At 59.5% G+C, this 10,904-nt stretch carries 11 protein-coding genes and 1 other annotated feature; all 11 genes read left to right on the top strand.

Annotated elements, in window-relative coordinates:
* The first annotated feature begins 56 nt into the window (after window positions 1–56).
* The 11 genes from ACUVTA_RS06730 to fsa all read left to right on the top strand — a co-directional run bounded on the left by ACUVTA_RS06730 (window position 57) and on the right by fsa (window position 10,777).
* Entirely contained in the window at window positions 57–854 is a 798-nt protein-coding gene (locus ACUVTA_RS06730; RefSeq protein WP_445952190.1) for a sulfide-dependent adenosine diphosphate thiazole synthase, read from the top strand.
* A gap of 75 nt (window positions 855–929) precedes the next feature.
* Window positions 930–1,156 (top strand) — a binding site (T-box leader).
* A 60-nt stretch (window positions 1,157–1,216) separates the two neighbouring features.
* Complete coding sequence (locus ACUVTA_RS06725; protein WP_445952189.1) at window positions 1,217–1,714, top strand: Lrp/AsnC family transcriptional regulator; 498 nt, start codon at window positions 1,217–1,219, stop codon at window positions 1,712–1,714.
* Window positions 1,711–2,910 carry an aminotransferase class I/II-fold pyridoxal phosphate-dependent enzyme gene (locus ACUVTA_RS06720; RefSeq protein WP_445952188.1) on the top strand — a complete coding sequence of 400 codons (1,200 nt, stop codon included), beginning with the start codon at window positions 1,711–1,713 and terminating at the stop codon, window positions 2,908–2,910. Before ACUVTA_RS06725 ends, ACUVTA_RS06720 begins: the two co-directional genes overlap by 4 nt.
* A gap of 143 nt (window positions 2,911–3,053) precedes the next feature.
* On the top strand, window positions 3,054–4,745 hold the full coding sequence (gene argS / locus ACUVTA_RS06715; RefSeq protein WP_445952187.1) for an arginine--tRNA ligase: 1,692 nt from the start codon (window positions 3,054–3,056) through the stop codon (window positions 4,743–4,745).
* Window positions 4,746–4,775: 30 nt separating this feature from the next.
* Window positions 4,776–6,389: a CTP synthase gene (locus ACUVTA_RS06710; protein ID WP_445952186.1), complete on the top strand. Its 1,614-nt coding sequence runs from the start codon at window positions 4,776–4,778 to the stop codon at window positions 6,387–6,389.
* Complete coding sequence (gene sppA, locus ACUVTA_RS06705; RefSeq protein WP_445952185.1) at window positions 6,390–7,337, top strand: signal peptide peptidase SppA; 948 nt, start codon at window positions 6,390–6,392, stop codon at window positions 7,335–7,337.
* Window positions 7,324–7,986 carry a YIP1 family protein gene (locus ACUVTA_RS06700; protein ID WP_445952184.1) on the top strand — a complete coding sequence of 221 codons (663 nt, stop codon included), beginning with the start codon at window positions 7,324–7,326 and terminating at the stop codon, window positions 7,984–7,986. The genes sppA and ACUVTA_RS06700 overlap by 14 nt, the downstream gene beginning before the upstream one ends.
* A gap of 16 nt (window positions 7,987–8,002) precedes the next feature.
* Entirely contained in the window at window positions 8,003–8,359 is a 357-nt protein-coding gene (locus ACUVTA_RS06695; protein ID WP_445952183.1) for a response regulator, read from the top strand.
* A 153-nt stretch (window positions 8,360–8,512) separates the two neighbouring features.
* Window positions 8,513–9,187 carry a hypothetical protein gene (locus ACUVTA_RS06690; protein ID WP_445952182.1) on the top strand — a complete coding sequence of 225 codons (675 nt, stop codon included), beginning with the start codon at window positions 8,513–8,515 and terminating at the stop codon, window positions 9,185–9,187.
* 41 nt (window positions 9,188–9,228) lie between these two features.
* Complete coding sequence (locus tag ACUVTA_RS06685) at window positions 9,229–10,092, top strand: class II fructose-1,6-bisphosphate aldolase (RefSeq protein WP_445952181.1); 864 nt, start codon at window positions 9,229–9,231, stop codon at window positions 10,090–10,092.
* 40 nt (window positions 10,093–10,132) lie between these two features.
* A complete protein-coding gene (gene fsa / locus ACUVTA_RS06680; protein ID WP_445952191.1) occupies window positions 10,133–10,777 on the top strand; it encodes a fructose-6-phosphate aldolase in 645 nt (214 codons plus the stop codon).
* Window positions 10,778–10,904 lie beyond the last annotated feature (127 nt).

The raw sequence follows: 10,904 nt of genomic DNA, 5'->3' as shown, positions 1-10,904 counted from the left end.
CGCGGTATAATAAATTATTAAATCCATTTCCTTGCGGGTGAGAGGAGCTGGCTTCGTTGGACTACAATTTTCCCCTTGATGAGCGCACCATCTCCCGGGCGATAATCACGCGTTACCACCAGGATCTGCTTTCCTTGTTAGAGTGTGACGTGGCGGTGGTCGGTGCGGGGCCGTCTGGACTTTCCGCCGCTTATTATCTGGCCCGCCAGGGACTCAAGACCGTGGTTTTCGAGCGGCGGCTGAGCGTCGGCGGCGGGATGTGGGGTGGCGCGATGATGTTCAACCGGATTGTCTTTCAGGACCCGGCCCGGGGTATTTTCGAAGAAATAGGGGTCCGCTACGAGGAATTCGCGCCGGGCTACTATACCGCTCACGCGGTGGAAGCGGTTGCCAGCTTCGCGTACGCAGCCTGCCGTGCTGGTGCGCAGATTATGAATCTGATTACGGTGGAGGATGTGGTGCTGCGGGGGGATGTGGTCGCAGGGTTGGTGCTCAACTGGACGGCAGTGGAGATGGCCGGGCTGCACATTGACCCCCTTGCCGTCCGTTGCCGCTGCGTGGTCGATGCTACCGGGCATGATGCGCGGGTGGTCCGCATCTTGGCGGACAAGAACGGGGTGGTGTTCAAGGTGCCGGGCGGGTGCATCCGGGGGGAGAAATCGCTCTGGGCAGAAGTGGGTGAGCGCCAGATCCTCGAACATACCGGGGAGGTTTATCCCGGCCTTTACGTCGCCGGGATGGCGGCTAACGCGGTGGCGGGCGGCTACCGGATGGGGCCCGTTTTTGGCGGGATGGTCCTTTCCGGGAAGAAGGTTGCGGAACTGATTGCCGAGCGGCTCGCTGCGGGTGCGTAACTTTAGCCGGCAATGGCAAAAAGTTCCCAAGTCATTGACTTTATCTCCCGATACGTAGTAAAAATGAATTAAAACGCAAAAGCGATGAAGGGGAAGAGGGGTGGATGGACCTCCTCCAGCGAGCCGGGGTTGGTGGAAGCCCGGCGGCAGGACGCTGCCCTGGCCCCCCTGGAGCAGGGAGGCGGAAAGGTGATGGGGCCGAGTATGCCTCTCCGGTGCCCACCGTTACCGGGGAAGAGGGGGCGCTCCCGAACGGAGCGTCAATTAAGGTGGTACCGCGGGTGGAAGACCCCGTCCTTAAACGGGACGGGGTTTCGGTTTTATAGGCCAACTATCCGAGCAGGTTTTAAGGAGGGGTTTGGATGGAGGAGAACCGGAGAAGAGAAATCCTTGGGCTACTACAAACCAACGCGCGTTACACGCCCCAGGAGATTGCCGTCATGCTCAATATGGAGCCGGCAGACGTGGCGCAGGCTATTCGGGAGATGGAGGAAGAGGGCCTCATCATCGGTTACCACGCCTTAGTTAACTGGAATAAAATCAGTTCCGAAAACGTTATCGCCTTAATCGAAGTTAAAGTGAGCCCGCAGCGTGACGTGGGCTTCGACGCCGTTGCGGAACGAATCGCCCGTTTTCCGGAGGTGCGTACGATGCGCCTGATGTCCGGAACCTACGATCTGGCGGTTGAGGTGCACGGCCGGACGATGCAGGATGTGGCTTTCTTTGTGGCTACCCGCCTGGCTACCATTGAGGGGGTAGTAAGCACCACGACGCACTTCGTGCTGAAGAGCTACAAAGAGCACGGCATCCTCCTGGAGGGCAAGGAAGAGGGTGCGGCAAGGCTGGTGGTCTCACCGTGAAAGCTGCCGAGGAATTTTTGAACCCGGTCGTGCGCGCCATCCCGCCTTCGGGCATCCGGCGCTTTTTCGACCTTGCTGCCGAGATGAAGGGGGTTATTTCCTTAGGCGTGGGGGAGCCCGATTTCGTGACGCCCTGGCGGATCCGCGAGGCCTGCATCTACGCGCTGGAAAAAGGCTATACGATGTACACCTCCAACTTAGGGCTTAAAGAACTCCGGGAGGAGATTGCCCGGTATCTCAACCAGGCTTTCCGGCTGCGTTATAACCCGGAAAAAGAGATCCTCGTGACGGTCGGGGTGAGCGAGGCGCTCGACCTAGCGCTGCGCGCCCTTGTAGCTCCGGGTGACGAGGTGCTGATTCCCGAGCCAACCTACGTTTCCTACATCCCGTGCACCCTCTTCGCCGGTGGGATTCCGGTGCCACTGCCGACCCGGATGGAGAACGGCTTCCGGATAAGCGCGGCGCAGGTGGAAAAGGCGATCACCCCGAAAACGAAGGTCCTCCTCCTTGCTTACCCGAACAACCCTACCGGAGCCGTTTTAAACCGGCAGGAACTCGAGGACATCGCGGCGGTAGTCCGGGAGCACGACTTGGTGGTGGTTTCCGATGAGATTTACGCGCAGCTTACCTACGAAGGGGAGCATATCTCCATCGCTAGGCTCCCCGGAATGCGGGAGCGAACCGTTGTTTTGCAGGGGTTCTCTAAGGCCTTCGCCATGACCGGCTGGCGGCTGGGGTACGCGGCGGGAAACGAGGCTTTCATCGGGGCCATGACCAAGATCCACCAATATACAATGCTCTGCGCCCCGATTACGGCCCAGATGGCTGCGATTGAGGCGCTGCGAAACGGCCTCGGCGAGATGCGGCAGATGGTCCGGCAGTACAACTACCGGCGGCGGCTGGTGGTCAACGCCTTTAAAGAATTGGGCCTCCCCTGCGTGGAACCGGGCGGTGCCTTTTACGCCTTTCCTTCGATCAGGCATACAGGCTTAAGCGCCGAGGAATTTTGCGAGCGGCTCCTGCGGGAAGAGCGGGTGGCCGTCGTGCCCGGGACCGCCTTTGGCCCGAGCGGCGAGGGCTTCATCCGCTGCTCCTACGCCGCTTCTGTGGCCAATCTCACCGAGGCCTTCCGGCGCATGGGGAATTTTCTGCAGCGTTTACGCAAACCGGCAAGCGCTTCCGTTTTGCGGGCGTAATTGTTGCGGGGAGATGGAGAATTGGCGCCGCGGCTTCTTACTTGACAGGGGCGCTCGAAAAAGATTAATTTAAAATATAGTTTGGCGACGCACGTCCGGGATTTGGTTCTGAAGTCGGAACGGCGCGCCCTGGGGAGGCAAGAATGGAATCGCTGAAAAGCGAAATCCGGGCGGCGATCACCCGCGCGCTACAGCAGGTAGTGGAAGCGGCCCGGGAGGAGTTAAACCTTCCGGAAGGAATTCCGGTTCCCGATTTCACGGTCGAATCGCCCCGGGAGGAGAAATTCGGCGATTTCAGCGCCAACATTGCGCTGCAGTTAGCTAAGTTCGCCCGCCGTTCGCCCCGGGAGGTGGCCTCCCTCATCTGCGAGCGGTTTTCTACCGCGCTGTGTCCCTGGGTGGAGAAGGTGGAGGTGGCGGGGCCGGGTTTTCTCAATTTCTATCTCCGTAAGGCGTGGCTCCAGGAGGCGCTCCGGGAGGTGGTGCACCGGGGTGAGGATTACGGCCGGTCGCAGATCGGTGGCGGGCGGAAGGTTAACGTCGAGTTTGTCAGCGCCAACCCCACCGGTCTTTTGCATATGGGGAACGCGCGCGGCGCGGCGCTCGGCGACAGCATCGCGGCACTGCTCGCTTTTTGCGGTTTCGACGTGACCCGGGAATTTTACATTAACGATACCGGTTACCAGATCGAGCGTTTTGCCGCCTCCCTCGAGGCCCGTTATTTGCAGCAGTTTGGCGAGAACGTGCCGGTTCCGGAAGACGGCTACCACGGCCGTGACCTTATCGCGACCGCCCAGCGTTTTATCGCGGCGACGGGCACGCAGTACCGGGATGTGCCGGCGGCCGTCCGGCGGGAGGCGCTGGCCCGGTTCGGGGTGGCGGAGAAGATCGCCGCGATCCGGCAGGCGCTCGAGAATTTCGGCGTCCGTTACGACGTCTGGTTCTCCGAGGAAGAGCTGCACAAGAGCGGCGCGGTCGAGCGCGTGATCAGGGAACTTACCGCGCGGGGGGCGACTTACGAGCACGAGGGGGCGCTCTGGTTTAAAGCGCGGGATTACGGCGCCGCAAAGGACGAAGTGCTCATCCGGTCTACCGGTGCGCCCACCTACTTCGCTGCGGATATCGCTTACCACGTCAACAAGCTTGAACGGGGCTTTGCGTGGCTGATCAACATCTGGGGCGCCGACCACCACGGCCACGTGCCGCGGCTAAAAGCGGCGCTCAAAGCCCTCGGGGCCGACCCCGAGCGCTTGCAGGTGGTAATCATGCAGTTGGTCCGGCTTTTCCGCGGCGGGGAAATCGTGCGGATGTCCAAGCGCACGGGGGAGTTTGTCACCCTCGAGGAATTGCTGGAAGAAGTCGGGCGGGATGCGGCCCGCTACTTTTTTGTGCTCCGGGGTGCGGACAGCCACCTTGATTTCGACCTCGATCTGGCGCGGGCCCAGAGCATGGAGAACCCAGTCTACTACGTCCAGTACGCTCACGCCCGGATCGCCAGCATCTTCAGACAGCTGGCGGATAAAGGAATCCCGTTGCCGGATCCCGCGCAGGTCGATCTCAGTCTCCTCGCTACAGAGGAAGAGGAGCGGTTAATGAAGCAGTTAGCCGCCTTCCCGGAGGAAGTGGCGGATGCGGCGTTGGGTCTGGCGCCGCACCGTTTAACCGGCTATATTTACAACCTTGCCGGCCTCTTCCATTCTTTTTATAACGTCCACCGGGTAATCGGCGCCGGCCCGGGTCTGGAGGAGGCCCGTATCGTCCTGGCCCAGGCGGTCGGGATTGTCCTGCGCCAGGGCCTGCGGCTTTTGGGCATGCGGGCGCCGGAACGCATGTAGCGATGATTTAGTTAAGTTTATGGGGAGAATATGGCCAAGTACATCTTTATTACCGGCGGCGTGGTTTCTTCTTTAGGCAAAGGGGTCACGGCGGCTTCGGTCGGCCGGCTCCTGAAGAGCCGGGGCTTGAGCGTGATTGTCCAGAAGCTCGACCCCTACATCAACGTGGACCCGGGAACGATGAACCCTTTCCAGCACGGTGAAGTTTTTGTCACGGAGGACGGCGCGGAAACGGACCTCGACCTTGGGCACTACGAGCGCTTCATCGATACGGATTTGAATCGCCTCTGCAACGTCACTACCGGGAGTATTTACTGGTCAGTTATTACGAAGGAACGGCGCGGCGACTACCTCGGGAATACGGTTCAGGTGATTCCGCACATCACCAACGAGATCAAAGAGCGGATCCTCGTCCTCGAGCGGGAGACGGGGGCGGATGTCGTCATCGTGGAGATCGGCGGGACGGTCGGCGACATCGAGTCGCTGCCCTTCTTGGAGGCGATCCGCCAGCTCCGGATTGACCTCGGGCGGGAAGAAACGCTCTACATTCACGTCACCCTGGTTCCCTACCTGAAAGGAGCGAACGAGCTTAAAACTAAGCCGACGCAGCACAGCGTGAAGGAGCTGCGGGGGATCGGGATTCAGCCCGATATTATCGTCTGCCGGTCGGAGATGCCGCTATCTCCAGAGATGAGGCGGAAGATTGCGCTTTTCTGCGATGTCGAGCCGCAGGCGGTAATCGAGGCGGTTGATGCCGAAACGATTTACGAGGTACCCCTTTTGTTAGAATCCCAAGGGATCAGTGACTTTATCGTGGAGCGGCTTAATCTCCGCTGCGGGCCGCCCAACCTTGCGGCTTGGGAGGAAATTGTCCACCGGCTAAAGAACCCCCGGACCAGCGTGACGATTGCGCTGGTAGGGAAGTACGTAGAGCTGCGGGACGCCTACTTTAGCATCTTTGAAGCGCTCTGCCATGCGGGCATTGCTCACAACGCCAAAGTAAACGTTAAAATGGTCAACGCCGAGGAACTGGAAAGAAAAGAGTCCGTGCTGCTCTTGACAGGGGCTGGTGGCATCCTGGTGCCAGGAGGCTTTGGGGAGCGGGGCACGGAGGGAAAGATCCGGGCGATCCGCTTCGCCCGCGAAAAGCGCATCCCCTTTTTGGGCATCTGCCTGGGGATGCAGTTGGCCGTTGTGGAGTTTGCGCGTGCGGTCCTCGGCCTTGAAGGGGCGAATAGCGCGGAGTTTGATCCCGCGACGCTGCACCCGGTAATCGATCTCCTACCGGAGCAGAAGGGCGTAACCAATCTGGGTGGGACAATGCGCCTGGGACGTTACCCCTGCCGGGTGGCGCCCGGTTCCTTAGCTTACCAGGCCTACGGGACGGCGGAAGTTTGGGAGCGCCACCGCCACCGGTACGAGTTTAACAACGCGTACCGGGAAGCCTTTACCAAGGCGGGGCTTACCTGTAGCGGTGTTTCACCCGACGGCCGCCTGGTGGAGATCGTGGAGCTACGGGACCACCCCTGGTTTGTGGCGACCCAGTTTCACCCGGAGTTTAAATCCCGGCCGTCACGGCCGCACCCTCTCTTCCGCGATTTTGTAGGCGCCGCGCTGGCGGCGGCGAAAGGGACCTGGGAGTAGATGATGAAAAAGCTGATCGGCGCGCTTATTTTGGGACTCCTCGTTGTTTCCGTGGTGGTAGCTGCCGTGGTGAGCGGGGGCCGGACGCCCGGAGCAAGAGGCGTGGGAGGCGGGGGGAAGGTCGGCATTATTTATATCGAAGGGATAATAACCGCCGGCGAGACGGACGGATGGCTGCTCAGCGGCAGGACTTCGGGTACCGGCGGGATCCTTGACGCCCTGCGCCGGGCAGAGGAGGATCCGGGCGTAAAAGCGATTGTGCTGCGGATCGACAGCCCCGGGGGGACCGCGGCTGCTTCCCAGGAGGTGGCCCGCGCGGTCGAGCGGGTGAGGAAGGCCGGTAAAAAGGTAGTAACCTCGATGGCGGACGTGGCCGCTTCGGGGGCTTACTGGGTGGCGGCCGGGAGTGATTGTATTTTCGCTAATCCCGCTACGATAACCGGCAGTATCGGGGTCCTAATAGAGACTGTGGAGATGACCGGGCTTTACGGCAAGCTCGGCGTAAGTAAGCGAACGATCAAGAGCGGGCCGTACAAAGATATGGGCTCTGAAAGCCGGCCGATGACGCCGCAGGAGCGGGCCATTTTTCAGGGGATGGTGGATGACATCTACGCGCAGTTTATCGATCGGGTGGCAACGGGGCGGAAAATGAGCCGGGAGAGGGTTTTACGCTTGGCTGACGGGCGGGTCTTCACCGGCCGGCAGGCGAAAGAGGCGGGGCTGATCGATAAGCTCGGCGACTTGCAGGACGCGGTCCGTTATGCCGGGCGACTGGCCGGAATAAAGGGCGAGCCGGAAGTCGTCAATCTGGGTCCCGGCCGCTTCCGCTGGGAAAGCCTGTTGCGGGGCGTTTCCGGTGGTTCCTTTTTCTCTTCCCGTATGCTCCCGGTTTGGCTCCTTAGTCCCCCACTTACCACGGAGAGGGGTATAGTCTATGGAGAGCGGTAACGGAGCAAGCCGGCTGGGGCTGCTGGAGCTGGTTCACGGTGTTCTCTTCAGCCCCGCTGTTGCTTTTAGGGCGGTTGCCGGGGCACCGCCTTTAAAAGAGGCGGCGTTTATCTTCTTTTTACTAACGCTTGGCAACGCGCTTGCCGGGTCATTTCTGCTGCGGGCAAACTTCGCGGGTCTACCAGGGGTTAACCTTATAGAGATAACGCGCGTGGTTACGGGGCTTTTACCCCTTTTTATTCTTTTGGCGATACTCTTTGGCGCGGCGAAATGGTTTCTATATAGCGCGCTCTTTCACTTTCTCGCGGGGCTCTTAGGAGGTAGGGGCAACCCACGGGGAACGCTTGTGGTCTGCGCCTTGGCGGGGTTACCGGGTATTTTCCTGGTGCCGGTTGAGCTGGCGCTGGATATCCTGAAGGTCGCCGCGGTGCCGGCTGCCGCGCTGGGTGGCCTGGTAGGGCTCGGCGTCCTCGTCTGGGAATTCGTTCTCCTGGTGATCGGGCTGCGGGAGGTACACCGCTTTACTACGGGGAGCGCGGTCATTACGGTACTGCTGCCGCTTGCGGGTTTGGTCTGCCTCTTCGTGCTTCTTGTTAGTGGCATAGTGGTTTCCGCCAGTGCGCTCTTTCCTTCGTTTTCACCAGGCTAGAGTTTTAGGGGGGACTATGTCCTACATCCTTGTGATCGACGACGAACCGCTTGTCTGCTGGCTGGTTGAAGAGGCGCTGCGCGAGAGCGGCTACCGGGTGAAAACGGCGCACAACTGGCAGAGAGGGTTAGCTCTGGCCCGGGAAGAGGCGCCGGCTCTCGTTCTTGTAGATCTAAAGCTCCCGGGGAAAGATGGGGTTGCGGTGCTTGACGAGCTGGCGCGCTTGGCTCCCGGGGTTCCAGGGGTGTTGGTGACGGGCGAGCCCGGGGAGGTATCCGTCCCGCAGGCCGTTCCTGTACTACGGAAACCTTTTGACTTGAGTGACCTACGTCGGCTGGTGCAAGAAATGGTGCCGCTGTCAGGTAAACCATAAATTACTTGCCCGAATAGGATAGAAAAAAGGGCCGTCACGGCAGGAGTTCCGTAGGGTGCGGCGAACTACAAGAAGAAAACAGTTAGATGGCGAGCCGCATCCATGAGCAAGCGGCAGGATTGGTTACCAAGCCTGGCGTTAGGAGGTAAACTTATGATTGTGCCCACCGATACGGTGATAATGCTCCGGTGTCCTGACTGTGGTCGGCTGGAGCTTTTTCACCTTTCGCGTTTTGCGGTTTCAAAACGAAAACCCGGGAGGGTGATCTGCTCTTGCGGCGTGGAGAAAGCCCGGGTTACGACCCGAGATTACGCGGCGTATACCCTCGAAGTCAACTGCACCATCTGTGATCTGCAGCATACCTACCAGCTATCGGGAAAGAGGCTTTGGTCCCAAGAGGTAACGCCGCTTTTATGTTTAGAGACGGGGCTTGAGCTGGGAAATATCGGGCCGCGGGATAAGGTACGGGCGGCCATCCCCTCCTACCAGGAGGAATTAGAGGAGCTGATCGAGGAGCTCGGTGGGCCGAGCTATTTTGTCAACCCGGACGTGATGTACGAGGTCCTTAACTACGTGCAGGAGATGGCCGATGAAGGCGGGGTATTCTGCCCCTGCGGCAAGAACAAGATCGAGCTTGAGGTTCTGCCCGACCGTTTGGAATTGCGGTGCAAACACTGCGAGCGGATGAAAGTGATCTATGCCGAAACTGAGGAGGACTACCTCCGTCTTCAAGAGCTTCCCGCGATCGAGCTTTCCCGCCGTGGCTTCGCCAATGTAGACCGAAAGGTTCGGGGTAAGAAAAAGGGGATTAAGCGCGATAATAAGTAATAAGTTGGGACGAGAAAAATTATAAACGGAGGATATGCCTAATGCCCTTAGTGACAACGGCGCGCCTCTTGCGGGCGGCGGCAGCCGGCGGTTATGCTATCGGGGCCTTTAACTGTAACAACATGGAGATTGTGCAGGCGATCATCGCGGCGGCGGAAGCGGAGAACGCGCCGGTCATTCTGCAGGCCAGCCAGGGGGCGATCAAGTACGCCGGGCTTGACTTCATTGCCGCGCTGGCGAAGACCGCTATCGGGCGAACCAAACTGCCGGTGGCTCTGCACCTCGACCACGGGACAAGCTTCGAACAGGTAGTCCGCTGCGTGGCCGCCGGTTTCAGTTCGGTAATGATCGACGGTTCGCGCCTTCCTTTTGCCGAGAACGTAGCGCTTACCAGGCAAGTCGTGAGTGTAGCCCGCGCCGTGGGCATTTCGGTTGAGGCGGAGCTCGGGCGCATTGGCGGCACCGAGGACGAGATTTCAGTGACCGAGGCGGAGGCTTTCTTCACCGATCCGGACGAGGCGGCCCACTTTGTGGCGGAAACGGGGGTTGACGCCCTCGCCGTGGCCATCGGCACCGCGCACGGCCGTTATAAAGGGGAGCCGCACCTCGACTTCGAGCGTTTAAGCCGAATTGCGGCGAAGGTTAAAATCCCGCTGGTGATGCACGGCTCGTCCGGCGTCCCGGCAGATGCGGTCCGGGAAGCGATCCGGCGCGGCATCCGGAAGGTAAACATCGATACCGATATCCGGCAGGCCTTCACCGAAAAGGTGCGGGCGGTTCTTGCTGCTGCTCCTGACGAGATTGATCCCCGGAAGATTTTAGGGCCGGCACGGGAGGCGGCGGTAGAAATAATCCGGGAAAAAATTCGCATTTTCGGTAGCGCAAACCGGGCAAACGAGGTATAATGAAGGCGCGGGTTTTTACTTTGGGGCGAGGTGAAGGACGATCAAGCTTTTTCTCGATACGGCGAACGTAGGAGAGATCCGTCACGCCGCATCCCTCGGGGTGATTCAGGGCGTAACCACCAATCCCTCTCTGGTTGCTAAGGAAGGGCGCGATTTTAAGGAAGTAATCCGGGAAATCACTACTATCGTCGACGGGCCGATTAGCGCGGAGGTTTTAAGTCTCGATACGGCAGGGATGGTTGCCGAAGCTGAGGAGTTGGCGGCGATTCACCCCAATGTAGTGATTAAGGTCCCAATTACCGCTGAAGGGCTGCAGGCGGTTAAGGCGCTTAAGGCCAAAGGGATCAGGACTAACGTAACCCTCGTTTTTTCGGCTAACCAGGCCCTGTTAGCAGCGCTCGCCGGCGCGGCTTTCGTGAGTCCTTTTGTCGGGCGCCTCGATGATGTGGGCCACGACGGGATAGCCCTCGTGGCTGAGATTGCCGAGATTTTCGGCTACTACAATCTCCCTACCGAAATCATTGCGGCCAGCATCCGGCATCCCCTTCACGTTACGGCGGCCGCCAGGGCGGGGGCGCACATCGCCACGATTCCCTATAAGGTTTTGCTGCAGATGATCAAACATCCGCAAACCGATGAGGGTATCAAAAAGTTTATGGCTGACTGGGCCGGGATGAAAAAGTAGGTTGGGCGAAGTATATTTCGCGGTGTTAAGGGCTAAAATTATTACTGGAGACCAAAAACTGGTTTTTTAGAGTAACATGAGTTATGCACTTGCAGGATGCTTATGGATAACATGTTAAAATAAGGGG

This window comes from Thermodesulfitimonas sp., from assembly GCF_052743955.1.
The sequence above is the reverse complement of the archived record's forward strand: the minus strand, read 5'-3'. Positions and strand labels throughout refer to the sequence as shown.

Coding starts and splice junctions, on each gene's coding strand:
- ACUVTA_RS06725 (WP_445952189.1), top strand. CDS start 1,217: ATGGAGGAGAACCGGAGAAGAGAAATCCTTGGGCTACTACAAACCAAC.
- argS (WP_445952187.1), top strand. CDS start 3,054: ATGGAATCGCTGAAAAGCGAAATCCGGGCGGCGATCACCCGCGCGCTA.
- ACUVTA_RS06710 (WP_445952186.1), top strand. CDS start 4,776: ATGGCCAAGTACATCTTTATTACCGGCGGCGTGGTTTCTTCTTTAGGC.
- sppA (WP_445952185.1), top strand. CDS start 6,390: ATGATGAAAAAGCTGATCGGCGCGCTTATTTTGGGACTCCTCGTTGTT.
- ACUVTA_RS06700 (WP_445952184.1), top strand. CDS start 7,324: ATGGAGAGCGGTAACGGAGCAAGCCGGCTGGGGCTGCTGGAGCTGGTT.
- ACUVTA_RS06695 (WP_445952183.1), top strand. CDS start 8,003: ATGTCCTACATCCTTGTGATCGACGACGAACCGCTTGTCTGCTGGCTG.
- ACUVTA_RS06690 (WP_445952182.1), top strand. CDS start 8,513: ATGATTGTGCCCACCGATACGGTGATAATGCTCCGGTGTCCTGACTGT.
- ACUVTA_RS06685 (WP_445952181.1), top strand. CDS start 9,229: ATGCCCTTAGTGACAACGGCGCGCCTCTTGCGGGCGGCGGCAGCCGGC.